The organism is Microcoleus sp. FACHB-SPT15 (genome assembly GCF_014849525.1).
GTDB classification, from domain to species: domain Bacteria; phylum Cyanobacteriota; class Cyanobacteriia; order Cyanobacteriales; family Coleofasciculaceae; genus Symplocastrum; species Symplocastrum torsivum.
In genome coordinates, this window is the sequence record NZ_JACJNU010000006.1 from 193,310 (window position 1) to 220,031 (window position 26,722).

The following is a 26,722-nucleotide window of genomic DNA, read 5'->3' on the forward strand; positions in this document are numbered from 1 at the left end:
TTTCAGATGATGAAATCTCTCTGACTCAACAGTACTGACTACAGACCGAAGAAATGCGCGATCGCAGGCAATATATCCTTACACGCTACAACCAAGGTTGCGGCACTGGGTAAGCCTTCAGCGATGACTTTCAAGAACCCCATCGCCTTTTTTGCCTGTTTTTGTGCGGCTTCGTTGTTGGGGTTTTGTCCAGCTTCAGCGAGGACTTTTATCTGTTCTAGGGCTTGCGATTTATCATCGTCGGCTAGGTTTGGGTCATTAATTGCGGCTTGCAGTTGCGCTAGCAGTTCTTTGATTCCCGGTTTGCTGGGTTCGGAGGAGTCGGGTAACTGGTTGATGGCATTCGTTACGTTACCGCTAATTGTGCCGAGGTTCATCACCCCTTGGTTGCTGACATCGCCACCACCGACTGCGCCAACACTGCCGCCAGCCGATACATTGATTTTGCTGCTGTCAGTCATGATATCTCCTTGGTGTTGATAGGTTTCTGCATAAAAGCTAGGGCGTTGTAGTGCCGTCGCTATCATATTTTCTAAGCTACTAATTCGGCTATCTTTTTCGTCTAATAATGCTTTTATCTCTCGCTCTGCCAAGGCTTTAACTTTGTTGTAAGTATCAAAATATTCGGCATTCAACTCAGAATGACTAGCCTCTGGAGCGGTTGCAACCCTGAGCATAAATTTATCTCCACCCCGTTTTTCCATTGCTACGATTTCTAGCTCTGCCTCTGGGTGCTTTTCTGCTAACTCCTTAAAGGAAATAGCAATGGCACGGGGGTCAACGTCTTGGTTGTGGTAGAGGTCGAGGGTATCGACAATGGGTTTGATGAAGTCCGCAAAGTCCCCGTCTTTAAAAGTTTCGTTCCGATTGTCGGGTTTGCGGCGCGGCTCAGGGTCTTCTTTTGTCGGCAGTCGCATAAAGACATACTCACACCTCACCCCCTGCAGCTTGGTATGACTGGTAATGCCCCAGTCTTCTATATAAGCGCCTGTGAGAGTAGCACCCGTTAAGTCTGTCTCGTCTAGCTGGGTTTGCACCAACTTGGCTCTGGATAGGTCAGTATCTTGTAAGTTGGCTTCGCTTAAGTCGGCTCCGATGAAGCTGGCATCGGCTAGGTTAGCACCTTGTAAGTTGATGCCTCGTAGAGGTTGGCGCTCAAAGTTCTGAGCTTGTCCCTGTCCCGTAATGAGTAATTGTCGTATTTTGGCAGTCTGAAGATAAGTGGTTCCGGGGCGAACGCGAGCAAGTTCTTTAGTTTGGTGCCAGCGAGTACGGGTAAGGGTGGCGTTTCTGAAGTCTGTGCTTTTGAGTGTGGCAGATTTGAAGTCAGCATCGGTTAAGTTGGCGTTGCGAAAGCTGGTACCACCTGTGGCGGCAAAGGCAATGGCAAACGTCCGAATCCAGGCATCTCGCTCATCTCCTCTAAAGGCACGCCAGCTAATGTAAACATTGAGTAGCGCCACGGTTCCGGCGACAGCTCCGGCGACAGCTCCAGCGACAACGACAGTGAAAGTGAAAGTGAAAGCGACAGCGACAGCGACAGTGAAAGCGACGGCGACAGCGAAAGTGAAAGCTCCAGCGACAGCGAACGCTCCAGCGACAGCGAACGCTCCAGCGAAAACGACACCGGTAGCTCCAGCGGCAGCTCCAGCTCCAGCGGCAGCGACAGTGACACCGGTAGCTCCAGTGACAGTGATAACGAAAGCGACAACGAAAGCGACACAGAAAGCGACAGCGACAGCTCCCAACCCTGCGGCTAGACCTTGGCGGATAGTGATGACAGAGAAGACGGCAATCACTACTAAGGCAACCCAGCCAGCGATGACGTTTCCAAGACTACTGGTGTCAAATATCAGTGCGACAGCGGAACTCAGCAATGTTGAAAATATCGCTGATAGCCCTGACAGTAGCCATGAAGCGATGAGCAAACTAATCGCCCAACGGCGCTGTAGCCCAGCTTTAACTTTGCTAAAGTTAGCACCCTGCAACCTAGCATTCGTAAAGTTTGCCCCTCGGATGTCGGCTTCACTGAAGTTTGCCCCGGAGAGGTTTTTTCCTTTGAAAGATTGACCTCTGAGATTTTCTCCACTGAAATCTCGTCTCCCGGCTGCGTATTGCTTCAGAACCTCATGAGCCTTCATGGTTGCCAGCGTTTGGGTGTTAAGTCAAAGCATAACCTTGCGATCGCCCAAGCCGCCAAAGAGCGATCGCACTTCTCGATTAGTCTTGTTGGAGTAATACAAAGCGATCGCACCTTGTTCCGTACAAAAAGCGATCACATCTCTACCTCAGAAAAGACTTAGCGATCGCTTTGAGACTGAGGCGAGCAAAATAGATCTAATGCATATTTCGCCAAAGGGTATCTGTATGGCAACCATCACGCTTGAGCTTACACCGGAACTTGAACAACAGTTACGGGATGAGGCAGCGAAACAGGGACTCGATCCAAGTCACTACATCGTGAATACGTTGAAAGAGCGTTTGCGTTCACCCTTGCGTGATGCTTCCTTCCTTTCAAGAGCTGAAGCTGACTTATTGCAGAAAATTAATCGGGGTTTGCTGCCGGAAATATGGGAACACTATCATGCCCTAATTGCCAAGCGCCGTGCTGAGACGTTAACGCCTGGGGAGCAGGCAACATTAATTGAGATTTCCGACCAAATTGAACAAGCCAATGCTCATCGAATTCAGTACTTAATTGAACTAGCAAATCTGCGAGACACCTCGTTGGAGGCAGTAATGCAGGAATTAGGCATTGAAGCCCCCGCCTATGTCTGAGCCACAGTTAACGGCGAAACAGAAGCAAGCTGTTGCTCATCGTGCTAGTGGATGCTGCGAGTACTGTCGCAGTCAGGCTCGTTTTTCACCCGATCCATTTTCGATAGAGCATATTACGCCTCGTTCAAAGGGTGGAACTGATGAGGATGAAAATCTGGCTTTGGCTTGCCAAGGATGCAACAACCGTAAGTACACCCATGTTGAGGCACACGATCCTGTGAGTGGAAATTTGGTGCCTCTGTATCACCCTCGCCGTCAGAGATGGGTAGACCACTTTGGCTGGAACGAAGACTTTACGTTGGCGATTGGTTTGACTGCGACTGGACGTGCAACTGTGGAACGGTTACAGCTCAATCGTGAGGGTGTAGTTAATTTGCGGCGAGTGCTTCGCACAATTGATCAGCATCCTCCATAGGATTCTGATAGCATTTCTCCATATTTTTAGAACACCTTCTTGAGTAGGAAAATAGTTTGTGATAGAAGCGATCGCCTATTTCCTCAATCCTCTTTTGAGGGCTATTGTTCTGGCAGTTCATCATCAGGCACACCCTCCACATTGATTTGCATTGCCTTAGCGAGAACTTTGAGCGAAATACCTAATTCACGCGCTAAGGCAACAGCATTGTCAAAGCGCGGGAGTTTTCTTCCACTTTCCCAGTCGCTAATAATTCTTATACCTACACCAATACGATCACTTAACTCTGGCTGAGTCAGGTTGACTTTCTCTCGGAGTTTTTTCAATGTCGATTGACTTTCTGATTGGTTTTCTGAGGTCATAACTGCACTATGCACCTGCACTAAAGTGCTTGACAAGACAAATAGCCTGCACTAAAGTGCTAGTTGTAAGACAAAATAAAGACTAGTCAGGTTAACTGACTTTCCTAGAGAGCCAACTGACTGGTCTTCTCTAAAAGTCTCTCATTTAAGCAGTCGTATAAATAGCTGTCATGAGTCCTCATGAAGCAGCAGCAACACGCTGCGTAAGTCTTGATTGAGGCAGTCTCGTGCTTTGGTACGGGTAGCGACTGCATTGGAAAAGGAGGTGATGCCTAGACGACAAGCACCTGTATTAACTTCCATCAGATCACGAATCAAGGCGATTGTTCACTTGCCCGTTTTGCGTACAGTCGCCTTTCCTAAACAAGCTTTTCAAAAAGGGGTGTTATGACTTACCAACGAATCCCATCTACTGAAGATTTTAGTCGTCCTTGGGTAATTGTGCGTGTTTTGCCTAATGCTCAGCACTATCCTGTAGCAAGGTTCTTTAACCGCTGTGATGCGGAAGATCATAAAAGAGTTTTGCATCGGTTCATGCCAGCCTCAGAATTTGCCATAGTCTTTGATAGCGCTGTAAGTGAAGATAAGCCTGAGCAGTATAGTGAAATGCTAATGAAAACTTACTACAAAGACTTTCTGATTCGCACCTGGACACCCAACGACAGGGAAGCAGCGGCGGCTGTTATCAGGGATGCATTGGCTGAATACGGATTGTCTTGGGAGCCATCTGGGGCAGATCGGGATGTTTTGGAGGTTGAAGCTTCCTACATAGCAGTAGGGGGAGAATTCTGGGTAATTGAACAGCAAAACCAAGTGGTAGGAACGGGTGCCTACTACCCAGTGGAACGAGGGGAAAAAGCTGTAGAAATCCGCAAAATGTACCTGTTGCCAGCCGTTAGGGGAAAAGGACTAGGCAAGTATTTGTTACAGGAATTGGAGAAAGCGATCGCAAATCGAGGGTTCCAGGAAATTTGGATTGAAACAGCAAGCGTCCTCAAAGAAGCAGTCAAGCTATATGAAAGCAGTGGTTATCAACCAGCAACTGGTGTAGAGACAAAGCGATGCGATCGCGTTTACCTCAAGCCAATACCCCCAATCACTACAACCAAAAACTAAAATTACTTTTTTCCTACAAGCCAATAGGTAATCATTTTCCCTTTGCCTTTAACTGAGATCGCACCCCGTTCCTCAAATAAATACTTATCCTGTAAACGTTCTTTTGTTGCTGCCGTAACTTGAATTCTTCCCGGAATTCCATAGGATTCCATGCGGGATGCAACATTGACGGCATCACCCCAAAGATCATAGCTAAATTTTTTGATACCAATCACACCAGCTACCACGGGCCCTGTGTTAATGCCGATACGAATTTGGAACGATTCACCTTGTTGTGTTTTGAATTGGTGAATTGCTTGTTGCATATCCAAAGCCATTTGAGCGATCGCTTCTGCATGATTATCTATAGGTACAGGCAAACCGCCAGCCACCATGTAGGCATCACCAATCGTTTTAATTTTCTCAACTCCATGTTTTTCTGCCAATTGATCAAAAACAGAAAAAATCTGATTTAAGAGATTGAGCAGTTCTAAAGGAGGCATTTGGGCACACAGGGGAGTAAAGTCCACAAGGTCGGCAAACAAGATTGTGGCTTCAGTATATTGTTGAGCTAAGGAACCCTCAAACCGTTTCAATTGCTCAACAATCGGCTTGGGCAAAATATTGAGTAATAGCCGTTCTGACTTGTTTTTTTCCAAACGCAGGGCTTGTTCTGCTTTGATGCGATCGCTAATATCAGCTTGAATACCGACAAAATGAGTTAGGTTATCGTCGTCATCATGAATTGGTGAAATTGTTAACTCATTCCAGAAGGGAGTCCCATCTTTCCGGTAGTTGAGTAAGGTAACGGTGCAGTGTTTTCCAGCTTTAATCGCATCACGGAGTTCAGCGACAGCAGGCTGGCTAGTCTTTGTCCCCTGCAAAAAACGACAGTTATAACCCAGTACTTCAGTGGCGGAGTAACCTGTTATTTGTTCAAAGGCTGGATTGACATAGATGAGGGGCATATCGGGCAATCGAGTATCGGCAATCACAATCCCTACACTGCTGGCAGTGAGTGCCTGATCTCGTAGCTTCACCGTTTCCTGTACTTCTGTGCGATACGTCCCACTGCCGCGCCAGTTGCTTTGGCTGACATCTTGGGCAATGCCATAGCTTAATCCGTTTTCATAGGCGGATAAGCGCCAAGACAGCCAACGATAGCTCCCGTCTCGGCAACGGTAGCGATTTTTAAGTTGTATGGGAGTATAGTTTGCCCCCTCAGTCTGACATTGACGCTCTACATCAAAGGTAAAGGCAACATCGTCCGGATGGACAAAGTCCAACCAGGGACGCGATCGCAATTCATCTAGCGTCCAACCTAGGGTACTTATCCAAACTGAGTTGAGTTCTTTGAAAAACCCATCACTGCCACGGATACACAACAGATCTGGGGAAAGATTAAAGAAGGCTTGGAGAGATGCTTCCCTGCTAACTAGGTTTGGCTTACTCTCCTCACACGAAGGATTCATCTGATGTTGCCAAGGAAGGATTTGCGGTCGGTTCTTGCACCCTCAACCGGAATTTCCTGTTTAATTCCTATTATCGCATTTACTTAATATATCTTGAAATTTTGACCTAGGTGTGTGGTGAGCAGTGCCCACCACACAAGTGATTCGATAGTGTGCAAAAAAGTGGACAGTACAGTTGATACCAATTGACGACTTAACGGTTCAGCTTCTCCAAATCAAAACTCAGGGATTGAGAATGCTGATTGCCATCACCAACAATTGAGCGCATCCCCTCAAGTGTTGCCGGAATACTGCGGGGGTCCATGAACATCACCTTGCTGCTGTCGCTGCTGCCAATCTTCGTACCCATCTCTAAATAACTTTGGGCAACTAAGAACTGGAGGGCTTCATGAGCATTCGCGTCACCCTTGAGTGCCTTAGTAACAATTTGTAGTGCCTCAGCCGTGGCTTGCGCCTTGAGAACTTGCTGCTGGCGTTCTGCCTGCGCTTTAAGAACGATCGCCTTTTGTTGTGCCTCAGCGTCTAAAATTGCCGCTTTTTGACGCGCTTCCGCATCCAGCACTTGAGCTTCCGCTTTACCTCTAGCAGAGTTAACAGCCGATTCCCGTTCCCCTTCGGAAGTCAAGATGGATGCCCGCTTTCGACGTTCTGCGGACATTTGCAATTCCATAGATTCCTGCACAGCCTTTGATGGGATGAGATCTCGAAGTTCTACCCGCGTGACTTTAACCCCCCAAGGATCGGTTGCAATATCTAGTTCTCGCAGCAGGATTTCATTAATTTCTGCACGGGCAGTAAAGGTTTGGTCAAGTTCCATTTGTCCCATTTCCGAGCGAATCTGGGTCAACACCAAGTTCTGCATGGCTAGGCGGAGATTTTCGACCTTGTAGTAGGCTTTCTCCATATCCATAATCCGCCAGTAGACCACAGCATCAACGGTAATTGAAACGTTGTCACGAGTAATACATTGCTGGGGTGGAACATCCAATACTTTTTCCCGAATCGTTTCCTGGAATGCCACGCGATCAACGACAGGGATCAGAAAGTTGAGTCCTGGTCCCATTTTCTTGCCGCTATATTTCCCCAAGCGTTCAACCAAGGCTTCATTACCTTGATTGACAATCTTGACTGAACTGGCAAGCCCTGAACCGCCAAGTGCCAAGATAATTAGCCAACCGAAGAAACTTTCCATCTTGAATCTCCTAAATTTTTGGATAATGTTCCAAATGTGGTGGATACCGTTTTTTGTACACGAACCGACTGAGTTGATTACTGCAACAAGCTCTGTGGCAGGACAATTAGGGTGGTGCCTTGCCGTCTGACTACATAGACTTTTTGATTAGGTGCGATCGCCATCTCCTCATCCTCACAACGCGCCTGCCAGGAATTACCTTCGTAAAGTACCCGTCCTGTATGCCCCGCCGGGATTTCTGTTAAGGTTTGGGCTTCCATTGCATCCAGATTTTTGGAGGCTGTCGGATGCGGTAAGAAGCGACGGGATAAAACGACAAGCGAGGTAGACAGCAAGAGCCATAGCAGCACTTGCACACTCAACACCGTTGGCAACACCAACGCGACAAGCGCGACAACAAAAGCGCTCAGTCCCATCAGGAAAGCGACAAAAGCTGTTGGGACAAATAGTTCTAGTAGACAAAGAATCGACCCTGCTAGGAGCCAGAGCATTGCAGGACTTAGCAATGGCATATCAATATTCGGTGAGAGTGCGTTACAAGAAAGGATTCAAGAGTTGATATCTTAATTACAGCTTTTGTCCGAGCCAGTTATCGTCCATTAAGGATGCAGTAGCTGGATTAGTGATTCTCTCGATGATCTATGCCAATTTACAAGCCGGCCCGATTCGGTTAGTCTCCCTAGATACAGAGCAATAGTTTTATTTATCAGTTTGATGACTTTAAGGGCATCTGTATTATCGACATAGACTATTGAGATCGTGAGGCTAAATCCAATGTATCCTAGCCGTCTTGGGTTTAACCGCTCTGGCATACAAATTAACGTAGTGGTGTTTTTTAACCCGTTCTTACACTTATGAGCAGTTCCGAGCCGCTGATGAATCGCTATCTCTGGGCAGTTGGTTCCGCTGCCGTGCATATTTCCGCAGGAGAACAAGTTACAGGGAGATACACCGTTGTTGCGCCACGAATTTGGCAGGATATGCAACCAGAACTCCCACCAGAAGTTCCTGAGCAAATTGGCGGCAATATCCTCCCTTATCTACGCTTGTATCCTCACCGTCTCCATATCCCACAAGTGTATGGAGTGTGCCAGGTGGATGAGTCAGTGGTTGTTTTGCTGGAGAATGCGCCGATTGATACCAGTGGTGAGTTGTATCCCGCGATTACAACGATGTGGACAAGCGCATCAGCGGTACGGCAGGTTTACTGGCTGTGGCAGATTCTGGAACTGTGGACACCACTCTTAGAAGCGGGTGTGGCTTCAAGTCTTTTAATTCCCGATAATCTTCGGGTTGAAGGATGGTGCCTGCGGCTGCGGGAACTGTATATAGATGTGGCGAAAGATACCAATCGAGAGTTAGCGGCTGCCTCGACAGGTAACGGCGCAAGTTCTTCAGATTCATTGGAAGCGGGAACAGATTCAGGCGCAAGAAGCACCCTGCTCAAACCCCCCATGACAGCGAGTCTCAAACAGCTAGGAGAATGTTGGGCATCTTGGTGCCGCAAAGCCTCGGTATCGGTAGCGTCTCAGTTACAGGAGATTGCTGAGCAGTTGCAAGCAGAGAACCCATCCTTAAAAGCGATCGCTCACTCCCTCAATCAGTTACTAATCGAACAAGCGGCGCGACAGCCTCTGCGTCTACAAGTTGCTGGGGCGACGGATACTGGCCCTCGTCATGGGCACAACGAAGATAGCTACTATCCAACACTGGCTGACTTACCGACAGACTCCAATCAACCACGTGACCCTTTGATTCCTCACCTCTCAATTATTTGTGATGGCATTGGTGGACATGAAGGCGGGGAAGTAGCAAGCCAAATGGCAGTCCAGTCAATTAAACTCCAAGTTCGGGCACTAATCGCGGAGTTGGCAGAAGACCCGGACATCATGACTCCGGAATTGGTGGCTCAGCAACTTTGTGCGATTATCCGAGTGGCGAATAATTTGATTGCCTCATGCAATGACCAACAAGAACGAGAGTCCCGGCGCCGCATGGCAACAACCCTTATCCTGGCGCTGCAACTGCCGCAGGTGGTGAAGATGGCAGATGGTCAAGGCAATGCTCACGAACTCTACATCGCGAGTGTAGGCGATAGCCGCGCTTACTGGATAACCCCGCGCTACTGCCAGCAGTTGACTGTTGATGATGATGTGGCAACAAGGGAAGCAAAAATGGGTCGCAGTCTGTATCGCGCGGCATTGAAGCGTCCTGATGCTGGCGCACTGACTCAGGCTGTAGGCACACGGGATGCTGAATTACTGCGTCCAACAGTACGACGCTTCATTTTAGAAGAAGACGGCTTGCTGCTTTTGTGTTCCGATGGTTTGAGTGACAATGATTTGGTTGAGAAATTTAGCATGGATTACCCGCGAGATGTCTTCAGCGGGAAGCTTTCTCTAGAGGCGGCTGTCCAAGCTTTAATTGACTTGGCAAATCAGAAGAATGGTCATGACAACACCTCCGTTGTCCTCACCTACTGTGCGGTTTCTCCACAATATCCAGTCGTGCTAAATCTTGGAGAAAGCCCGCTTGGAACGACTACCTATTCCTTCAATCTAGATGCTGAATTGGCTGGCTCTCATCATGCGCTTGAATCGGGTGAAGCGGAAATGGATGAGGAAAGGGAACTTGCTGAGGTGAGTTCAACCAAGGAATGGTTCAAGGCAATTGTGGGGATTATAGGAGTTCTGTTAGTACTCGTGTCTGCGGGTGCGGCATTATTGACAGCTCAATGGCTACTGAATCCTGATGCCTTCAAGCAGTTACGCGATCGCTTCTTCCCCATCGAAACGCTAGACAATCCTCAGTCAAAATCAGAACCCCCGTCAAACTCAGATAGTTAAATCGTTGTAGCCCCATAAAGGAGAAGTAATTTGAAACTCGTTTAAGGAAGGAACATTGCTGTGCAAGAATAGTAAGATTGCCTGGGCAAGTTTCGGCTTGAGAGCAGGCTGTTGGAGAGAACATGAGCTGTATGTATGAAAGTTGGCGATCGCGTCCGCGTTACAAAATCTGTTATCGTTTACCACAATCCTTCTCATCGCAATGAGCCTTTTGATGCCAAAGGGCAAGAGGGAGAAGTTATCGGCTTCATTACAGAGTGGCACGGCAGACCCGTAAGCGCCAACCTGCCAGTGTTAGTCCAGTTTGACAAAAAATTTCGCGCTCACTTCCGCGAGGACGAACTCGAAACCCTCTGATGTCTGACGCTTACTGCTGTGAAAAAATTCTATTGAGACTTGCGGCGACAGAACCAACCAAACAGGTTGATGTCGCCTTGCATCCTCTGCAACTCATTGCGGTGGCGTTTGGCTGTCAGGTAGTACCACTCACAGTAGCGCTCAAGCTCCTGCCGATGCTGTGCTTCCCGCTGAAACTCGTGAGCAAGTTGGTAGGTCGCAAAGATATCAGCAGGTGGTGGCGGCGCTGGAATAATTCGTCGGAGTTCTTCGGGCATTATGGCTAAAAATAGGGGTTGTCAAAGTGTTATGAGTTAACTAAGTAGGCAAGAAAAAACATCACTAGCGACCTCCAGATGCACTCTCTCAAGATGCAGGTGAACAACTGGAGGTATTTTGCTTGTTTTTACCAACTTTCCTTAATAGTATTGAATTCCCCAACCCTTCATAGCCACCCCCGGAGGCGGTAGATCACCATTCCCAAGTATTCCTTGAGCGCACGAGTTGTATTTCGTAAGCGGTCAGCATCTGGTAGGAGACTCAGAATTGTCGCTTCAGGGGTAGTGTTCGGTTCCTCAATTTCTTGTTCAGTGATGAGGAAGTCAGTAGGTGCGGGGATCGCTTCGATTCCCTGACGCTGGAAAATTCCAAGCGATCGCGGCATATGCATGGCTGAGGTGACGAGTAACACTCGACGGATGCCTCGTTGCTTCATAATTTGCCGCACGTTGACAGCATTTTGGTAGGTGTTCAGTGAGGTTGGGTCTTGTAAAATGGCGGAGGCTGGGACACCCAGAGTTTTTAGTATCTCTGCCATATCAGCCGACTCGGAGGGGCCACCGCCACGCCAAGCGATGCGACCACCCGAAGCAATTACCAAAGGCGCCTTTCCTTCTCGATAAAGTTGGGCACCATAGAGAACGCGATCGCCTTCTTCACTCAAATCTACACTGGGTCGAGGTGGAAACGCTGATTTGGTCGAACCACCTAAAACCACGATCGCATCCGCTTTTGGTAATTCTACCTTGGGGATTTGCTGCCACTCAAGCGATCGCACTAAGCCATTCGCGACCCAAGCATTACTCCCTAGCAACAAGACAATTAGGGCTAGTGCTATTGGCACTGGCACCCAACGAGAGCGTCGCCACAACATCACCAAAGCCACAACCAATAATACACACGTCAACCCCAAGGGGTAGAGGAATAACGGTAATAGCTTTGAGAGAAATAAAAACATTACAAGTAGTTAGTGGTTATTAGTGATTGGTTGTTGGTTGTTGGGTTTCAAGTTAATGGGCATAAGACATTGCCTCTAAACAGGTAATCCCTTCTTTGCCTTTCAGTTCACTGTCCTTGTCTTGAGTAGCAATCACTACTAACTAACCACTAATAACTAATAACTAACAACCAGCAACCAATAACCAACAATTAATTTTCCTTCTGTGCGATCGCAAGTATTAGGTCAATCACACGATTAGAGTAGCCCCACTCGTTGTCGTACCAAGCGACCACTTTAAAGAAGTTCGAGTTTAGCTCGATCCCAGCGTCCGCGTCAAAGATGCTGGAACGGGGATCGCCTTGAAAGTCAGTTGAGACGACAGCTTCTTCCGTGTAGCCAAGAATGCCCGCGAGTGAGCCTTCTGCGGCTTCCTTCATTGCCGCACAAATCTCCTTATAGCTGGTTGCCTTTTCGGTCTTAAACGTTAAATCAACAACGGATACATCTGGCGTTGGTACTCGAAATGCCATTCCTGTCAGCTTGCCTTTTAGTTCAGGTAGTACAAGGGTGACGGCTTTTGCTGCACCAGTGGACGCTGGGATGATATTCTGCGCTGCGCTTCGTCCTCCCCGCCAGTCTTTCTTGCTAGGGCCATCTACAGTTGGCTGAGTGGCAGTCATCGCGTGGACAGTTGTCATCAGACCTTCAGCCAGACCAAATTTATCGTTGATCACTTTTGCCACAGGAGCCAGACAATTAGTTGTGCAACTGGCGTTGGAAACGATGGTGTGTTGAGTTGGGTCAAACTGCTCGTGATTGACACCAACAAGCAAGGTTGGTACTTTATCAGGGTCTTTTGTTGGAGCAGAGATAATTACTCGCTTTGCTCCAGCCTTGAGATGGTTGGATGCTCCGGCATAATCAGTAAATAAGCCTGTTGATTCGACTACATAATCCACACCATATTTCTTCCAAGGCAGTTCAGCCGGATTTTTCACGGAGACACAGGGGATAAACTGGTCGTTGACAACAATGCCGTCTTCTTTAGCTTCGACTGTGCCTTGAAAGCGACCGTGAGTTGAGTCGTACTTCAGCAAATAAGCGATATTGTCTGGAGCAACTAAGTCATTAATGCAGACAAACTGAATATTGGGGTTATTGAGTCCGGCGCGAAAAACGAGTCGCCCAATGCGACCGAATCCATTGATGCCTACTTTTGCGGTAGCCATAACGAAAGCTCCTTTTGGTCAGTTTTTTGGGACGTGATTTGAGGTGTTTGTTATTAGTTGTTTGTTATTAGTATTGTTTTACAAACAACCAACAAATAACCAAGCGGTCATCCTTGACTTATGGTTGACGCGGCTAATAATGCTGTGATGAACAGATGAAACCCTAGACTTACTCCTCGTAAGAATCCTCATGGGATTTGATGACTCGACGACGTCGCTTCTGAGTTCGCTTATTGCTCTTTTCAAAAAAACCACTCAGAGGTTTGAGTAAACTTGGCGATCGCGTCTTTCCTCTATTTCTTCGCCGCTGCCTAGCTAAACGTATTCCACTCAAATGGCTGGAATCGTCTTCTGAGTCCTCTCCCGGCTCTACATTGTCTCGCTTTGAGGCGCTAGGTTCATCTTTGCTTTTCCACCAGGCAACCATTACTGTACTTGCCAACCCACCAACTGCACCCAGCAGGATGCTTAACGGCACAGAGTATTTCAGAAAGTAAAAGCAGAACAGAAAAAACAACCAAACCTTTAGTCCAGTGGAAAGTCCCCCGGACAGACCAGCTAGGTTTTTTTTAAGACCTGTCTTGTCACTTTTGTCGCTCATCACGGGTTGGCAGCTAGTGGTGGTTGATCGAGCTGGTGAATAATTAGCTGTAGTTTTGAAGTCTGCTATCAGGTATTAGTTGCACAATAACAGAGAACCTCTGACTACTGAGTATTAAGCTATCACGCATTCAACTTAGATATTCTATTGGTTCTTGTTGACTGTTAACTGTAAGTCCCTTCTATTTAACAGTCAACCGTTAAGAGTCTTACGCCAGCCAATTCAGAAGCGTCTGAGAGAACCTCAACCTTTACCCATAGAGCCGCCTATATTGATCTAGGGGAAATTTTTATGAATAAATATTTACAAAGTTTAATAAGATAATCACATACAGAAATAAGTATTTTTTCCTAGTGCCATGATAGCGGATCAATTTCCCTGGCTTACCACGATTGTCCTACTGCCACTCGTTGCTGCACTGCTTATCCCTTTTGTGCCTGATAAAGACGGCAAGCGCGTGCGGTGGTATGCGCTGGGTGTGGGTATCACCGATTTTGTCTTGATGTGCTACGTCTTTTGGAAGCATTACGATCCGAGCAGCGCTACTTTTCAACTCGTGGAGCAATATGCCTGGGTGCCTCAGTTAGGTCTAAACTGGGCAGTTTCAATCGATGGAGTTTCAGCCCCGCTTGTGCTTCTGGCAGGACTAGTGACGACACTCTCAATATTTGCAGCGTGGCAAGTCGATCTCAAACCTCGCCTCTTCTATTGCCTGATGCTTGTGCTGTATTCCGCACAGATTGGGGTATTCGTCGCGCAAGACATACTGCTGCTGTTCATTATGTGGGAAGTAGAACTCATTCCCGTCTACTTACTTGTCTCGATTTGGGGGGGTCAGAAGCGTCAGTATGCCGCGATGAAGTTCTTACTTTATACTGCCGCCGCTTCTATCTTTATTTTGGTTGCTGGTTTGGCAATGGCATTCTACGGCGATAATGTGACCTTCGATATGGTCGAACTCGGCTTGAAGGATTACCCGCTTGCTTTAGAACTACTGCTTTATGCGGGATTACTAGTTGCCTTTGGTGTCAAGCTAGCTGTTTTCCCTCTGCATACCTGGCTACCGGATGCACATGGCGAGGCATCTTCTCCCGTATCGATGGTATTAGCGGGCGTCCTGCTGAAGATGGGTGGATACGGGTTGATTCGCCTAAATTTAGGACTTCTTGCTGATGCACACGTTTACTTTGCACCCGTTCTAGCGATTCTGGGCGTTGTCAATATTATCTACGGTGCGTTTAATTCCTTTGCCCAGTCCAACATGAAGCGTCGCCTAGCGTATTCGTCAGTTTCTCACATGGGATTTGTCCTGTTGGGGATTGCGTCGTTTACTGACTTGGGTATCAACGGCGCAATGCTGCAAATGATTTCCCACGGTTTAATTGCTTCATTACTATTCTTTTTAGCCGGGGTGACTTACGATCGCACTCACACGATGGCGATGAAAGAAATGGGCGGGATTGGTCAGGCGATGCCTACTGTGTTTGCCCTGTTTACAATCGGTGTGATGGCATCATTGGCTCTGCCGGGGATGAGCGGCTTTGCTAGTGAACTCTCGGTTTTCGTCGGTGTGACGACTAGCGACATTTACAGCTCAAGCTTCCGCACGGTAACAGTCTTCCTAGCGGCAGTAGGAGTCATCCTCACGCCAATTTATCTACTTTCTATGCTGCGAGAGGTATTCTACAACTCTGGTGCAGTCCCTAGCTGTGACATTGCACCTGTGTGCGACATTACTGATGCAGACTTGAAGAATCAGGGAAATCAGGAGGCGGTTTGCTTCGGTACAAACTGTGTCTTGCCTGTCGATGCAAAATTTAGCGATGCCAGACCTCGTGAAGTGTTTATTGCTCTATGCTTTCTGCTGCTGATCATCGGGATTGGCGTATATCCCAAGATGGCTATGCAAATGTACGACGTAAAAACTGTTGCAGTGAATGCTCAGGTTCGCCAATCTTATACCCAAATTGCACAAGTGAATCCTCAAATTTATGCTGAGGGATTTTTAGTTCCTAACGTTGCAGAGTCGGAAGTAACGCCGATTTTAGGAATCGTGAAGCGTTATCCAAGATAATCTGCGTGAGTAATCCTTTGGTAGCCGATGCATAGGAGTGTCTTGCTCACACTGAGAGGGTTATCAGCTACCAAAGTCATTTTTTGGCATTTTATTTGAATATTTTCAAGGTTTGTCAGCCGCTTTAAACAATTAAAGCCGCCCTCGTTCTTGTTCGGTGAGAGGACGGGGTTTGATTCGTCTTCCTCCAGGGCTAAGTTCTGTTATCCCTGAATACGCACTGGCTTTACAGTAATCTACTTCTTTAGACTGACTTAGAGGCAAAAAGTAACAGTTAAGCTCAGATCAGAAGAGTCAATACATTTGTTGTAGTTCTTACGTCGAAATATTATACTTTGTATCTAGGTAGATTCCTTAATGAATTCTGAATTAACAGCGGAAATACTAGTTGATTCCTTAAAAGATAAAAAATATTCTTTTCAGAATTGTGATTGTCAGGGGATTTATCTACACTATCAACACTCAGATTTAGATCAAATTAAAGAAAGCGCAAAACATTGGGCTACTTTGCTTGGAGCCGCATATAACTGGGCAGAGGTAATGATTGAATTTATGAAACTTCCCGAAGAGTTTAGGTGTGAAGTTTGGGAAGTTTGGCAGAAACTTCAATTTCCTGACTAAGGCTTGTTTCCCCAACTGATAGCAGAAAGCTGCCAGCTAGCAGCTTTTTTAGTAAGGCGAGATTCCTGACTTTTTAGAGAAGTCGGGAATCTAAACCTATGGTATCTTACAATACTGCTACTTTCAGTTAATTATCTTAAGCTGCTTTTAGTATTATTAAAATTTATTAGCTTTCGCATTTTCTTATTAATTAGATTTATTAAAATCGTCAAGTATACTTTGTTACTCTCTAAAACTGTTGGCAACAGAATACCAATTTTTTAGAGAATTTTTGATACCAAGTTTCTACCCAAAACATAAACAAAAGCCTAGATTACATGAGAGCATCGGGGACTGAGACTACAGAACCCAAGTGGAAATCAAACAAAGAACTAGAACCCGTCTTTACCGAACTTAATACAGTCAATGCCTTGATGGTGACACTTGATCGAGAGGGACGCATCGTTGCTTTTAACAAGGCTTGCGAACAAACAACAGGTTACTCGTTCAATGAGGTTAGGGGTAGGCATTGGGAACTGTTTTTAATTCCGGAAGAGGTGAAGCCATTCAAAGCCGTTTGCGAGAATCTCAAAGCTGGTAGTTCTTCAGAGTGCCAATACACAAGCTACTGGGTGACGAAGGATGGGAACCGTCGCCGCGTCGCCTGGTCAAGCACGGCTCTAGTCAGTAATGAAGGTACGGTTGAGTATATTATCAGCACCGGAAATGACATCACCGAGCGCAAGCAGACACAGGCAATCCTACGTCAGCAAGCACTGACATTTCAAACCATCTATGACGGCATTATCATCACTGATTTAAAAGGTCGCATCATTGACTGGAACCCAGCCGCCGAAAGAATGTTTGGTTATTCCAAGTCTGAGGTTTTGGGTAAGACTCCTGGAATTTTGCACCGACTCTTTGAAGCAGCAACACTGACACCAAAGATCTTAGATAATATAACCAAGCAGGGAAGCTGGCGGGGCGAGATTCACTTTATCCGGAAAGATGGAAGTGAAGGAATCTGCGAAACAGTTGTTGTACTGCTGCAAGATGAGCAAGATCGAACGATTGCCACGATGGGTGTTAACCGCGACATCACTGAGCGTAAGCGAACAGAAGCAGCCCTTCGCTCCCTATACAAGATCAGCTCAGCCCGAAAACTCAGCTTTGACCGACGCTTACAAGGACTGTTGGCACTAGGATGCCGTCGGTTTGGTCTGGAGATGGGAGCTTTAGGTCGAGTGGAAAATGCTCTCTATGAAGTGATTGCGGCTCAAGTTCCACCCAAATTCACCTTCCCACTCAGCAAGGGCAATATCTGGAATCTGGAGCAGACGTATTGCCGCGTGACATTGGGAGCGAAAGAACCGATTGCTTTTGAATCGGCTGGAACGTCTCGCTGGTGTCGCTTCCCCGCTTACAGTGCCAGCCGAATTGAAGCCTATATAGGGATGCCAGTCATTGTGGCTGGCAACGTTTACGGCACCTTGAGCTTTTTTAGTCTTCAGGAACGCCATCACCCATTTACAGTTGAGGAAAAAGAGCTGTTGAAGCTGATGGCGCAGTGGCTGGGAGCGATGCTTGAGCGCCAGCAGTCAGAGGAGGAACTACGGCAATCAGAAGCGAGATTTCGAGAACTTGCCCAGAGGGAGGCACTGCTTAACCAACTTTCTAGCCAGATTCGTCGTTCCCTCGACCTCAATACCATCCTGGAGACGGCTGTTCATGAAATCCGTAACCTATTGCAGATTGATCGCTGCTTCTTCCTTTGGTATCGACCTGATGATGTTCCCCCTTGTTGGGAGGTGATTCAAGAAGCCAAGACAGAAAACTTGGTTAGCCTAATTGGGCACCGCATCTCTATTACAACGTTTGGTCCTTTGACAGCGAGGGCTTTCGACAAGGAAATCACTCGTGTAGACAATGCTAGAGCTTTAAGTAATCCAATAGAGCGAAGGTTCTTTTTTAGTGTGGGTTACACAGCGATGTTGGCACTACCAATTCATACAACATCTGGAGAGATTGGTGTAGTTAGCTGTGGTCACTCTAGCGGTGCTCGTCCTTGGCGTGACTCCGAAGTGGAACTCTTGCAAGCGGTTGCAGATCAACTTGCGATCGCCATTGACCAAGCCCAACTCTTACATCACAGCCGCACAGCTACGGTTAAAGCCCAAGAGCAAGCCGCCGAGTTGGAAAAAGCTTTGGATGAACTCCAAGAAACCCAAGCCCAACTGGTTCAAAGCGAAAAAATGTCTTCTTTAGGGCAAATGGTCGGGGGACTGGCTCATGAGATTAACAACCCCATCAACTTCATCTACGGTAATCTCACCTACGTCAACCAATATACCGAAGAGTTGCTCAACCTGATTCAACTCTATCAAAAATACCATCCCGATCCAGCAGCAGCAATTCAAGCTGAAACAGAGGCAATTGAACTTGATTTCATCAAGGAAGACCTGCCCAAAATTCTTTCATCGATGAAACTAGGAGCCGATCGCATTTCCCAAATTATCCTCAGCTTACGGAACTTTTCGCGGCTGGATGAAGCCGACATGAAATGGGTAGACATTCACGAGGGTCTTGATAATACCCTGATGATTCTCTCTCATCGCCTCAAAGCCAAAGAATTAGACGTTCCAGACATTGAAGTCACTAAAGACTACGGCAACCTCCCGACAGTACAGTGTTACCCCGGACAACTTAATCAGGTATTTATGAATATCCTGAGTAATGCAATTGACGCAATAGATGAGTACAACAAAAATCAGTCGGTTGAAGATATCAAAAACCGTCCTGGTCGCATTTCGATTTGTACAGGAGTTTTAACTGACCGCAATCAAGTAATCATTCTAATTAGTGATAACGGGTGTGGTATGACACCTGATGTAAGCCATAGGATATTCGATCCATTTTTTACAACTAAACCTGTTGGTCAGGGTACAGGTTTAGGGATGTCCATTAGTTACAAGATTGTGGTCGAAAAACACGGCGGACAATTGGAGTGTATTTCAGCACCTGACCTGGGTTCAGCATTCTTTATCTACATTCCCATTAGGCAACCCTCTTAGTACTCCCCGCTAGAAGACTATCTAGGACTGGGAAGGGGAGTAGAGAAGATTGGCAGTAAATATCTTACGGTGGCAAGGGAGAAATACGATCGCATGGCTGATGTCGATTGAGAACCTTTCAATGTTTCAGGATGTGTCCTAACCAAATAACACCTAAAATCCCCAAACCTAACCAAATAGCGACAATCACAAAGGCTGCAATCCAGCTTTTGGGTTTATCTTCAGCCAGCGCTGCCTTAGCCTTGGTACGGCACTCCGCTAAAACCGCTGGGGGAATCATTTTTAGTACCAGAACTATTCCCAACGGCACTAAAACCAAGTCATCTAAATAACCAAGAACTGGAATCACGTCCGGAATCAAATCAATTGGACTCAGGGCATAAGCCACAACAATACCTGCAAGAACCCTTGCGTACCAAGGTACCCTTGAGTCTTTGCAGGCAATGTAAATGGCGTATGTTTCTTCTTTAAGCTGCCTAGCTCGTTGCTTCCAGGTCTGCATTGGTGGGGAAGGTAGGTCAGAAATTACTTCCTTATTTCCCCATCTCCCTCAACCTCCTACCTATTCAAACAAGGGGCGTACAAGACAACTTATCCCCTTGAAACGGAAAGCTGTTGAGTGAGTGCGTCTCTCAACACCGCCGCCTTATCGATTTGCTCCCAAGGTAAATCTAGGTCTGGGCGTCCAAAGTGACCATAAGCTGCAACATCTTGATAGAAGCGACCACCACGCAGTGATGGCAGTTTGCGTAGGTTAAAGGCTTGGATAATTCCAGCAGGACGCAGTTCAAAATGCTGCTTCACCAACTCCAGCAAGCGCTCCTCTTCTACCTTGGCAGTGCCAAAGGTTTCAATCATCATGCTGACAGGTCGAGCGACACCGATCGCATAGCTTAGCTGAACTTCGCACTTATCAGCCAGACCTGCGGCAACAATGTTTTTGGCAACATAACGAGCCGCATAAGCTGCACTACGGTCTACTTTCGTGGGGTCTTTTCCAGAAAAGGCACCACCACCATGACGGGAATAGCCGCCATAAGTGTCAACAATAATTTTGCGACCCGTCAGTCCAGCATCTCCCTGAGGACCACCAATCACAAATTTGCCCGTGGGGTTGACAAGGAAGCGAGTCTCGTCGTCTGGCTTGATATCTATTTCTGAGAAAACGGGTTCTACAACCGCTGCCCACAGGTCTTCTTTAATTTTTTCTTGAACGGCTACCTCATCGGTAATGTTGTCAATCGTGGCTGTATGCTGGGTGGAAATCAGGATTGTGTCGATCCCGACAGGGCGTCCGTCTTCATAGGCTACGGTAACTTGCGTTTTGCCATCGGGACGCAGGTAAGGCAGTTGTCCTGCTTTACGCACGGCAGTTAGACGTCGAGAGACTCGATGCGCCAAACTAATCGGCAAGGGCATCATTTCTGGTGTTTCGTTGCAGGCAAAACCAAACATCAAACCTTGGTCGCCAGCACCGATCGCATCTAATTCATCTTCACTCATCTCCTCCCGGCTTTCTTGGGCTGTCGTGACTCCTTGGGCAATATCAGGAGATTGCTCATCTAAAGCCACCAAGACAGAACAACTATTGGCAGAGAAGCCATTATCGGTATCGGTGTAACCAATTTCAGCGATCTTCTTACGTGCCAAATCTACGAAATTAACCTGAGCTTTAGAGGTGATTTCGCCGGTAATTAGCAGCAAGCCAGTATTGACAACAACTTCTGCGGCAACACGACTACGTTCGTCTTGAGACAGGAGGGCATCCAAGATCGTGTCAGAAATCTGATCGCAGATTTTGTCGGGATGACCTTCGGTAACTGATTCTGAGGTAAATAGGTAGCGACGAGTCAACGATAAATTCTCCTTGAATGGTTGCTGGAGCAATGCCGGATTGGGCGAATTTCAGCGATTGTAACCCACCATCATACCAACATTAGCCCACGATCTTAACAACAATTGCATCTTTAGGCTGATCGGTCAACTTTTTCATCACTGGGGGTTGGGGATTGGAGACCCTCACAAGGGTATGTTTTTTACAAAAGGCTGAATACGGACGATCAAATAAACGAAATCAGGAGCTTTTTCTCCCTTGTATTCTAGATTCCACCCCTCATCCCTCACCGCTAACTTTCAATTAGACTCATTTACTAAACCGAGTCGGCTACGACAAAAAAACGCTTGGAGCAAATCGACTCAAGGCAGTTTCTTGCTAGTGATGATGGTAGGTAACACAGGTAACCTGGGTTATTCAATAGTTATGTTAGGTTAGCGGGTTCGCTTCGTATATTAAGTTGTCGTTTTCGTCTGTTATCAGTTGTTTGTGTTCGTTGTAACTGACTGCGCTAGCCCTGACTCCTGATAAATGATTCAGGTTTGTAAATAACGTGAATTATTTAGCTGAACTTGATGCAAATTCAAGCCAATATGTTCACAAGGGAATGCATCTTTAAGGTAAAACAGCGGATGAAAATTTTAAATATTGTGGGTGCGCGTCCGAATTTTATGAAAATCGCGCCGATCTTGCGACAACTCAGGCACTATCCAGAAATTGACTGGCAGTTGGTACATACAGGTCAGCACTATGACGACAATATGTCCAAGATATTTTTTAAGGACTTGGAGATGCTACCACCTGACATCTTTCTAGGGGTAGGTTCTTGTTCTCATGCCGAGCAAACAGCACGGATGCTGGTTAAGTTGGAGCAAGTTATGCAGGAGTATAAACCTGATTTGGTGCTGGTGGTAGGAGATGTCAATTCCACATTAGCGGGGGCACTAGCAGCCGCAAAGTTAAATATTCCTGTAGCGCACGTAGAAGCGGGTTTGCGGAGTTTTGACCGCAGTATGCCGGAAGAAATTAACCGTTTATGTGTTGATTGCTTTTGTGAGTTGTTCTTTACGACTTCACGGACGGCTGGGGATAACTTGAGGCGTACACATATTCCAGAAGAGAAGATTCATTTTGTCGGCAATGTGATGGTTGATAGTTTATATCATGCCCGCGATCGCGCTTTTAACTCTCCCATTCTGGAAAAGCTACAATTGCAACCACAGCAATATGCTGTTGTGACGATGCACCACCCCAGCAGTGTGGATAATCGAGAAGTTCTCTCGTCATTACTCGATACCATCGCCATTCTTGCTGAGCAAATACCAATAGTATTTCCTGTTCACCCACGTACCACTTCACGACTTCAAGATTTTGGTTTACAAAATCGCCTGAGTTTTCACCCTCAAATTACCCTTACCTCTCCTCTTGGTTATTTAGATTTCTTGAAACTACTATCCGCAAGTCAATTTGTCTTGACCGATTCTAGTGGGATTCAAGAAGACACAACGGTATTAGGCGTGCCTTGTCTCACGTTACTGGAGAACACAGAACGCCCAGAAACAGTAATAGGAGGAACAAACGTGCTGGTTGGGTTAGGGCGCGATCGCATTCTTGAAGCAGCCTTCCGTATTCTTGATGGTAAAGCCAAAGTCGGGTGCATTCCTGAACTGTGGGATGGCAAAGCAGCACAGCGGATTGTCGAGGCAATAGTGAAGTGGTGGAACGCTAGCCATCCTCAATCGGTATTCAATTTTTCCAGTTCAGCTCAACAACCTACCCCTGTCGAGGTGTTAGGTGTTAGGTCGTAGGTCGTAGGTTGTAGGTTGTAGCGCACAACTGGGAGTTCACCTCCTAGCTTAAGTAGCGCCTTTAGGGGTATCAAACCCCACTCAATCGCCACTCAATCACCCTCCTCACCCACTCTTGGGATGCGGTTTCCCGGAGATCTTTATGAAGTTTCAAGACAAAGTTGTCATTATTACTGGCTCCTCAAGTGGAATTGGGAAAGCGATCGCGCTCCGATTTGCTAGCGAAAACACTAAAATTGCTGTGAACTTTAAGTCAAATTCAAGGGGTGCAATAGAGGTAGTAGAAGAGATAACCAAGCTTGGAAGTCAGGCAATATTAGTGCAAGGCGATGTATCACAACCAAGTCAGGTCAAAAAAGTTTTTGATGCGGTAATCAATGCTTTTGGCACCGTCGATATTTTGATTAACAATGCCGGAATCACATTAGACAAACCCTTTCTTGAAACGACAAAAGAGGATTGGCTCCAGGTTTTTGATGCAAATTTCTTTAGCACCGTTCTCTGTTCCCAGGAAGCTGTAAAAATCATGTCACAGAAAGGTTCAGGAAAGATTATTAACACGGCTTCCATTCGAGGAATAGAACATACAGGGCGGCAAGGTATCATGGCTTATTCAGCGGCAAAAGCGGCTGTAATTAATTTCACGAAAACTCTTGCCAAGGAAGTTGCCCAAAACATCACCGTTAATGCCGTTGCTCCCGGATTTGTTTACACGCCAAATTATGAAGCTATGCCCAAAGAAATGACAAATGAGTTTATTGAAGAAACTCTCATCAAGCGATTTATTAGCGATACCGAAATTGCTGAAGCATTTATTTATCTTGCCGGAGCAAATGCAGTAACGGGTGAAGTCTTAGTTGTCGATGGTGGGTTCACGCTTAAGTAGAATGGCACTGACTTAAGCCCTGAACTAAAGTACTCTTCGAGAACGCTTCGCGAACGGGCTGAAAGCTAAAACCCGTTAAAAGGGGTTGAAAGGCTGATGTATTAAGGGAGATAGAGGAGATGGGGGAGATGAGGGAGTAATTTCTGCCCTACCTTCTGCCCTCTGCCTTCTGCCTTTTGCCATATAAGAATTTAGGGTTGCATCATAGAACTGCTATAGCTTCAGAGTAGGCTAGATAAAAGACTCATTAAGTAAACCTCCAATGCGGGAAACTCCGCCACTTTAGTGCGGAGAGGAACGCTGGTTGCGACTTGAGTCGCCTCGAAACTGGATGAGTTACAATAGCTCCATGACTCAATCCCTGTCTGTGAAGTGCAAGCTTATAGTCCCTGTAGAGTATCGACCAAAGATCGATGAGACTCTGCGGGGATTTGCTGATGCTTGCAACCAGATACTTGCAGTAGCCAAACGTGACAACTGTTGGAATACCACCAAGCTTCACCACAAGGTTTATAAGCCAGTGCGAGAAGCTACGGGTCTTAAAGCCAATCACGTTTGTCAGGCTATCCGCAGGGTAATTAACAACGCCAAAGCCGTTAAGCAAATCCACAAGTTCAGACCCACCTCGATTAGCTTGGACATTCGCACTTTCAAATATGTGGAGTCCGCGCAAACTGTGGGTGTGACATTGAAGTGTGGACGAGTTGACTTTAACTTGTCGATTGGTGGCTACCAGGTTGCACTGCTGAGAGGACAAAACCTTACTAGTGCAACGCTGAAGAAGTCTAACAAGGGTGATTACTACATCAACTTTGTAGTTGAGATTGATACCCCACCAACGGGCAAAACGCCCAAAGTAATTGGAGTCGATCTCGGACGCCGTGACATCGCCACCACTTCTACAGGTAAGTCCTGGAGTGGCGAACAGATTCAGTCTGCCAGGGACAGATTTAGCCGAGTCAGAGCGAACGTTCAACGCAAACGCACTCGCAACTCTAGACGGTTGCTCAGAAGGCTCTCTGGCAGAGAACGTCGCTTTCAAGAGTGGCTCAACCATAACATCAGCAAACAACTGGTACAGGAGGCTCTCGTAGCTGAGGCTGCATTGGCTTTTGAGGACTTGACCGGAATCCGAGACAGCCTCAACGAGAAGCCGCGCTCTAAGACTCAGAGGCGTAGAACGAACAACTGGGCGTTTTATCAGCTCAGGTTGTTTGTGAACTACAAAGCCGCAATAGCTGGCGTACTCGTTGTGTTTGTTCCACCTGCTTATACCAGTCAGACTTGCTCTCGTTGTCGGCACGTCCATCCCGAAAAAGGGAAGTCGTACCGGAACGGGAAGCAATTTAAGTGTGGACATTGTAGGTTTGAGCATGATGCTGATATCAATGCAGCTTGCAATATTGCTGATTTGGGGAAGTCTGTAAGCCTTCCCGAAAGTCCAGGGATAGCGTGTCTTTTAGAAGGGCAATTGCCTCTTTTTAGATTGGCTTGATCCGGGCTAAAGCCCCCGCACTTTAGTCGGGGGTGAGCTTACAGTTATGTCTACTTCTTACTTAGAACGCAATTCAGGACAAAGGCTGTGACTTTGAAAATCGGTTTACTTGGATTGGGGACAGTTGGTACGGGAACGGCAGAGATTTTGCTGAACCCAACAGGGCGTCATCCCCTGCTGCAAGAGATAGAAATTTATAAGGTAGGGGTGCGATCGCTAGATAAACCCCGCACAATATCGCTACCCCCAAACGTTCTCACGACGGATCTGGAGTCCATTGTCACCGACGAGGCAGTTGATATTGTGGTGGAAGTAATGGGGGGATTGGAACCTGCGCGATCGCTTATCCTCAAAGCTATTGCCCACGGTAAGCATATCATCACTGCCAACAAAGCAGTGATTGCCCGTTACGGTGCTGAAATCTTTACAGCGGCTCAAAAAGCAGGCATTTACGTCATGCTAGAAGCCGCTGTTGGTGGGGGTATCCCTGTGATTCAACCCCTAAAGCAATCCTTAGGTGTCAATCGAATTCGTGCCATCACTGGCATCGTCAACGGCACAACCAATTACATCCTCACCCGGATGCAAGCGGAAGGGAGTGAATTTAATGATATCCTCGCCGATGCCCAGCAACTGGGTTATGCCGAGGCTGACCCTACCGCAGATGTCGATGGCTTGGATGCGGCTGATAAAATTGCGATTTTAGCCTCGATTGCCTACGGAGGACGGATTAAATTACCAGATGTATCTTGTGAAGGGATTCGCCAAGTTAGTGCGGCAGATATTGCCTATGCCCAGAAACTAGGGTTTGTGATTAAACTACTAGCCGTGGCAAAGCGGGAGGAAACGGCACTGGTAGCTGATAGCCCAGATTCAGAAATGCTGCAAGTGAGAGTACATCCCACACTTGTCCCCCAAACCCATCCTCTCGCCAGTGTCAGCGGTGTCTACAACGCGATTTTGGTTGAAGGTGAACCGATTGGACAGGTGATGTTTTTTGGCCCTGGTGCGGGTTCTGGCCCAACTGCCAGTGCTGTGGTATCAGATATTGTGAACATCGCTGCCGTTTTGAAAACAGGTGGAAACACGGAACACCTGCATCCCTTGTTGAGTTGTTCCCATCAACACTACTGCCGCCTTGCCCCGATGTCGGAACTGGTAACTCGCTTTTATGCGCGTTTTCTCACGAAAGACAGTCCGGGTGTGATCGGGAGCCTAGGGACTTGCTTTGGCAAGCACAATGTTAGTTTAGAATCGGTTGTACAAACTGGCTTCCAAAACGAGTTGGCTGAAATTGTTGTTGTCACTCACGATGTCCGTGAAGGCAACTTTCGGCAAGCTCTTGATGAAATTCGCACATTAGAAGCGGTGGATAGTATTCCCAGTATTCTGCGAGTGCTATGAAGGTG

25 protein-coding genes are annotated in these 26,722 nt (G+C 47.0%); 13 read left to right on the plus strand and 12 right to left on the minus strand.

Annotated features, from left to right (window positions below; translation table 11 throughout):
- Window positions 1-38: 38 nt before the first annotated feature.
- Window positions 39-2,141, minus strand: coding sequence for a pentapeptide repeat-containing protein (locus H6F98_RS02160; RefSeq protein ID WP_192217024.1), 2,103 nt, complete (start codon window positions 2,139-2,141; stop codon window positions 39-41).
- Between H6F98_RS02160 and H6F98_RS02165 the strand changes: the two genes are divergently transcribed.
- From H6F98_RS02165 to H6F98_RS02175, 3 genes are read left to right on the plus strand one after another with little or no spacing between them, the layout of a single operon-like run.
- Window positions 2,130-2,303, plus strand: coding sequence for a hypothetical protein (locus H6F98_RS02165; protein WP_192217025.1), 174 nt, complete (start codon window positions 2,130-2,132; stop codon window positions 2,301-2,303). The two genes, H6F98_RS02160 and H6F98_RS02165, sit on opposite strands and share 12 nt — an antisense overlap.
- 37 nt (window positions 2,304-2,340) lie before the next feature.
- Window positions 2,341-2,778, plus strand: a complete 438-nt coding sequence (locus H6F98_RS02170) for a hypothetical protein (RefSeq protein ID WP_242058276.1) — start codon at window positions 2,341-2,343, stop codon at window positions 2,776-2,778.
- The gene (locus H6F98_RS02175; protein ID WP_192217026.1) at window positions 2,771-3,193 is read left to right on the plus strand and encodes an HNH endonuclease; all 423 of its coding nucleotides are present in this window, start codon (window positions 2,771-2,773) and stop codon (window positions 3,191-3,193) included. Before H6F98_RS02170 ends, H6F98_RS02175 begins: the two co-directional genes overlap by 8 nt.
- Window positions 3,194-3,294: 101 nt before the next feature.
- On the opposite strand, the gene H6F98_RS02180 is transcribed toward H6F98_RS02175, so the two are convergent.
- Both H6F98_RS02180 and H6F98_RS02185 read right to left on the minus strand, forming a co-directional pair.
- The gene (locus tag H6F98_RS02180) at window positions 3,295-3,555 is read right to left on the minus strand and encodes a helix-turn-helix transcriptional regulator (protein ID WP_192217109.1); all 261 of its coding nucleotides are present in this window, start codon (window positions 3,553-3,555) and stop codon (window positions 3,295-3,297) included.
- 168 nt (window positions 3,556-3,723) lie between these two features.
- Window positions 3,724-3,873: a hypothetical protein gene (locus tag H6F98_RS02185; RefSeq protein ID WP_192217027.1), complete on the minus strand. Its 150-nt coding sequence runs from the start codon at window positions 3,871-3,873 to the stop codon at window positions 3,724-3,726.
- A gap of 294 nt (window positions 3,874-4,167) precedes the next feature.
- Between H6F98_RS02185 and H6F98_RS02190 the strand changes: the two genes are divergently transcribed.
- On the plus strand, window positions 4,168-4,671 hold the full coding sequence (locus H6F98_RS02190; protein WP_192217110.1) for a GNAT family N-acetyltransferase: 504 nt from the start codon (window positions 4,168-4,170) through the stop codon (window positions 4,669-4,671).
- Between the two features lie 2 nt (window positions 4,672-4,673).
- Here H6F98_RS02190 and H6F98_RS02195 read toward each other — a convergent pair whose 3' ends face one another.
- The 3 genes from H6F98_RS02195 to H6F98_RS02205 form a co-directional block, all read right to left on the minus strand.
- Entirely contained in the window at window positions 4,674-6,122 is a 1,449-nt protein-coding gene (locus H6F98_RS02195) for an adenylate/guanylate cyclase domain-containing protein (protein WP_192217028.1), read from the minus strand.
- Window positions 6,123-6,315: 193 nt separating this feature from the next.
- A complete protein-coding gene (locus H6F98_RS02200) occupies window positions 6,316-7,314 on the minus strand; it encodes an SPFH domain-containing protein (RefSeq protein WP_192217029.1) in 999 nt (332 codons plus the stop codon).
- Between the two features lie 77 nt (window positions 7,315-7,391).
- Window positions 7,392-7,826 (minus strand): NfeD family protein, encoded by a 435-nt coding sequence (locus H6F98_RS02205; protein ID WP_192217030.1) that lies wholly within the window; start codon window positions 7,824-7,826, stop codon window positions 7,392-7,394.
- A gap of 342 nt (window positions 7,827-8,168) precedes the next feature.
- Between H6F98_RS02205 and H6F98_RS02210 the strand changes: the two genes are divergently transcribed.
- Entirely contained in the window at window positions 8,169-10,160 is a 1,992-nt protein-coding gene (locus tag H6F98_RS02210; protein ID WP_192217031.1) for a protein phosphatase 2C domain-containing protein, read from the plus strand.
- A gap of 135 nt (window positions 10,161-10,295) precedes the next feature.
- Window positions 10,296-10,517: a ferredoxin-thioredoxin reductase variable chain gene (locus tag H6F98_RS02215; RefSeq protein ID WP_192217032.1), complete on the plus strand. Its 222-nt coding sequence runs from the start codon at window positions 10,296-10,298 to the stop codon at window positions 10,515-10,517.
- A gap of 29 nt (window positions 10,518-10,546) precedes the next feature.
- On the opposite strand, the gene H6F98_RS02220 is transcribed toward H6F98_RS02215, so the two are convergent.
- From H6F98_RS02220 to H6F98_RS02235, 4 genes are all read right to left on the minus strand, one after another.
- Window positions 10,547-10,774 carry a hypothetical protein gene (locus H6F98_RS02220; protein WP_192217033.1) on the minus strand — a complete coding sequence of 76 codons (228 nt, stop codon included), beginning with the start codon at window positions 10,772-10,774 and terminating at the stop codon, window positions 10,547-10,549.
- Between the two features lie 167 nt (window positions 10,775-10,941).
- A complete protein-coding gene (locus H6F98_RS02225) occupies window positions 10,942-11,733 on the minus strand; it encodes a YdcF family protein (protein WP_192217034.1) in 792 nt (263 codons plus the stop codon).
- Between the two features lie 191 nt (window positions 11,734-11,924).
- On the minus strand, window positions 11,925-12,944 hold the full coding sequence (gene gap, locus H6F98_RS02230) for a type I glyceraldehyde-3-phosphate dehydrogenase (RefSeq protein ID WP_192217035.1): 1,020 nt from the start codon (window positions 12,942-12,944) through the stop codon (window positions 11,925-11,927).
- A gap of 169 nt (window positions 12,945-13,113) precedes the next feature.
- Window positions 13,114-13,545, minus strand: coding sequence for a hypothetical protein (locus tag H6F98_RS02235; RefSeq protein ID WP_192217036.1), 432 nt, complete (start codon window positions 13,543-13,545; stop codon window positions 13,114-13,116).
- 358 nt (window positions 13,546-13,903) lie between these two features.
- On the opposite strand from H6F98_RS02235, the gene H6F98_RS02240 reads away from it, so the two are divergent.
- The 3 genes from H6F98_RS02240 (at window position 13,904) to H6F98_RS02250 (ending at window position 19,290) form a co-directional block, all read left to right on the plus strand.
- Window positions 13,904-15,619, plus strand: coding sequence for an NAD(P)H-quinone oxidoreductase subunit 4 (locus tag H6F98_RS02240; protein ID WP_192217037.1), 1,716 nt, complete (start codon window positions 13,904-13,906; stop codon window positions 15,617-15,619).
- Between the two features lie 357 nt (window positions 15,620-15,976).
- Window positions 15,977-16,240 (plus strand): hypothetical protein, encoded by a 264-nt coding sequence (locus tag H6F98_RS02245; protein ID WP_192217038.1) that lies wholly within the window; start codon window positions 15,977-15,979, stop codon window positions 16,238-16,240.
- A gap of 317 nt (window positions 16,241-16,557) precedes the next feature.
- On the plus strand, window positions 16,558-19,290 hold the full coding sequence (locus H6F98_RS02250; protein WP_192217039.1) for a PAS domain S-box protein: 2,733 nt from the start codon (window positions 16,558-16,560) through the stop codon (window positions 19,288-19,290).
- A 118-nt stretch (window positions 19,291-19,408) separates the two neighbouring features.
- Here the strand turns inward: H6F98_RS02250 and H6F98_RS02255 are convergent, their stop codons facing one another.
- Window positions 19,409-19,792 carry a YkvA family protein gene (locus H6F98_RS02255; protein ID WP_192217040.1) on the minus strand — a complete coding sequence of 128 codons (384 nt, stop codon included), beginning with the start codon at window positions 19,790-19,792 and terminating at the stop codon, window positions 19,409-19,411.
- Window positions 19,793-19,881: 89 nt separating this feature from the next.
- Entirely contained in the window at window positions 19,882-21,144 is a 1,263-nt protein-coding gene (gene metK, locus H6F98_RS02260; RefSeq protein WP_192217041.1) for a methionine adenosyltransferase, read from the minus strand.
- A gap of 612 nt (window positions 21,145-21,756) precedes the next feature.
- Between metK and wecB the strand changes: the two genes are divergently transcribed.
- The 4 genes from wecB to H6F98_RS02280 all read left to right on the plus strand — a co-directional run bounded on the left by wecB (window position 21,757) and on the right by H6F98_RS02280 (window position 26,717).
- Window positions 21,757-22,932: a non-hydrolyzing UDP-N-acetylglucosamine 2-epimerase gene (gene wecB, locus H6F98_RS02265; protein ID WP_192217042.1), complete on the plus strand. Its 1,176-nt coding sequence runs from the start codon at window positions 21,757-21,759 to the stop codon at window positions 22,930-22,932.
- Between the two features lie 142 nt (window positions 22,933-23,074).
- Window positions 23,075-23,818, plus strand: coding sequence for an SDR family NAD(P)-dependent oxidoreductase (locus H6F98_RS02270; protein WP_192217043.1), 744 nt, complete (start codon window positions 23,075-23,077; stop codon window positions 23,816-23,818).
- Window positions 23,819-24,167: 349 nt separating this feature from the next.
- Window positions 24,168-25,313 carry an RNA-guided endonuclease TnpB family protein gene (locus H6F98_RS02275; protein ID WP_192217044.1) on the plus strand — a complete coding sequence of 382 codons (1,146 nt, stop codon included), beginning with the start codon at window positions 24,168-24,170 and terminating at the stop codon, window positions 25,311-25,313.
- An 87-nt stretch (window positions 25,314-25,400) separates the two neighbouring features.
- Entirely contained in the window at window positions 25,401-26,717 is a 1,317-nt protein-coding gene (locus H6F98_RS02280) for a homoserine dehydrogenase (RefSeq protein ID WP_192217045.1), read from the plus strand.
- The last annotated feature ends 5 nt before the right edge of the window (window positions 26,718-26,722 follow it).

What these genes read in the sequence shown, in the direction of transcription:
- H6F98_RS02165 (WP_192217025.1), top strand. Translation starts at nt 2,130, where the DNA reads ATGAGCCTTCATGGTTGCCAGCGTTTGGGTGTTAAGTCAAAGCATAAC.
- H6F98_RS02160 (WP_192217024.1), bottom strand. Translation starts at nt 2,141, where the DNA reads ATGAAGGCTCATGAGGTTCTGAAGCAATACGCAGCCGGGAGACGAGAT.
- H6F98_RS02170 (WP_242058276.1), top strand. Translation starts at nt 2,341, where the DNA reads ATGCATATTTCGCCAAAGGGTATCTGTATGGCAACCATCACGCTTGAG.
- H6F98_RS02175 (WP_192217026.1), top strand. Translation starts at nt 2,771, where the DNA reads ATGTCTGAGCCACAGTTAACGGCGAAACAGAAGCAAGCTGTTGCTCAT.
- H6F98_RS02180 (WP_192217109.1), bottom strand. Translation starts at nt 3,555, where the DNA reads ATGACCTCAGAAAACCAATCAGAAAGTCAATCGACATTGAAAAAACTC.
- H6F98_RS02190 (WP_192217110.1), top strand. Translation starts at nt 4,168, where the DNA reads ATGAAAACTTACTACAAAGACTTTCTGATTCGCACCTGGACACCCAAC.
- H6F98_RS02195 (WP_192217028.1), bottom strand. Translation starts at nt 6,122, where the DNA reads ATGAATCCTTCGTGTGAGGAGAGTAAGCCAAACCTAGTTAGCAGGGAA.
- H6F98_RS02200 (WP_192217029.1), bottom strand. Translation starts at nt 7,314, where the DNA reads ATGGAAAGTTTCTTCGGTTGGCTAATTATCTTGGCACTTGGCGGTTCA.
- H6F98_RS02205 (WP_192217030.1), bottom strand. Translation starts at nt 7,826, where the DNA reads ATGCCATTGCTAAGTCCTGCAATGCTCTGGCTCCTAGCAGGGTCGATT.
- H6F98_RS02210 (WP_192217031.1), top strand. Translation starts at nt 8,169, where the DNA reads ATGAGCAGTTCCGAGCCGCTGATGAATCGCTATCTCTGGGCAGTTGGT.
- H6F98_RS02215 (WP_192217032.1), top strand. Translation starts at nt 10,296, where the DNA reads ATGAAAGTTGGCGATCGCGTCCGCGTTACAAAATCTGTTATCGTTTAC.
- H6F98_RS02220 (WP_192217033.1), bottom strand. Translation starts at nt 10,774, where the DNA reads ATGCCCGAAGAACTCCGACGAATTATTCCAGCGCCGCCACCACCTGCT.
- H6F98_RS02225 (WP_192217034.1), bottom strand. Translation starts at nt 11,733, where the DNA reads ATGTTTTTATTTCTCTCAAAGCTATTACCGTTATTCCTCTACCCCTTG.
- gap (WP_192217035.1), bottom strand. Translation starts at nt 12,944, where the DNA reads ATGGCTACCGCAAAAGTAGGCATCAATGGATTCGGTCGCATTGGGCGA.
- H6F98_RS02235 (WP_192217036.1), bottom strand. Translation starts at nt 13,545, where the DNA reads ATGAGCGACAAAAGTGACAAGACAGGTCTTAAAAAAAACCTAGCTGGT.
- H6F98_RS02240 (WP_192217037.1), top strand. Translation starts at nt 13,904, where the DNA reads ATGATAGCGGATCAATTTCCCTGGCTTACCACGATTGTCCTACTGCCA.
- H6F98_RS02245 (WP_192217038.1), top strand. Translation starts at nt 15,977, where the DNA reads ATGAATTCTGAATTAACAGCGGAAATACTAGTTGATTCCTTAAAAGAT.
- H6F98_RS02250 (WP_192217039.1), top strand. Translation starts at nt 16,558, where the DNA reads ATGAGAGCATCGGGGACTGAGACTACAGAACCCAAGTGGAAATCAAAC.
- H6F98_RS02255 (WP_192217040.1), bottom strand. Translation starts at nt 19,792, where the DNA reads ATGCAGACCTGGAAGCAACGAGCTAGGCAGCTTAAAGAAGAAACATAC.
- wecB (WP_192217042.1), top strand. Translation starts at nt 21,757, where the DNA reads ATGAAAATTTTAAATATTGTGGGTGCGCGTCCGAATTTTATGAAAATC.
- H6F98_RS02270 (WP_192217043.1), top strand. Translation starts at nt 23,075, where the DNA reads ATGAAGTTTCAAGACAAAGTTGTCATTATTACTGGCTCCTCAAGTGGA.
- H6F98_RS02275 (WP_192217044.1), top strand. Translation starts at nt 24,168, where the DNA reads ATGACTCAATCCCTGTCTGTGAAGTGCAAGCTTATAGTCCCTGTAGAG.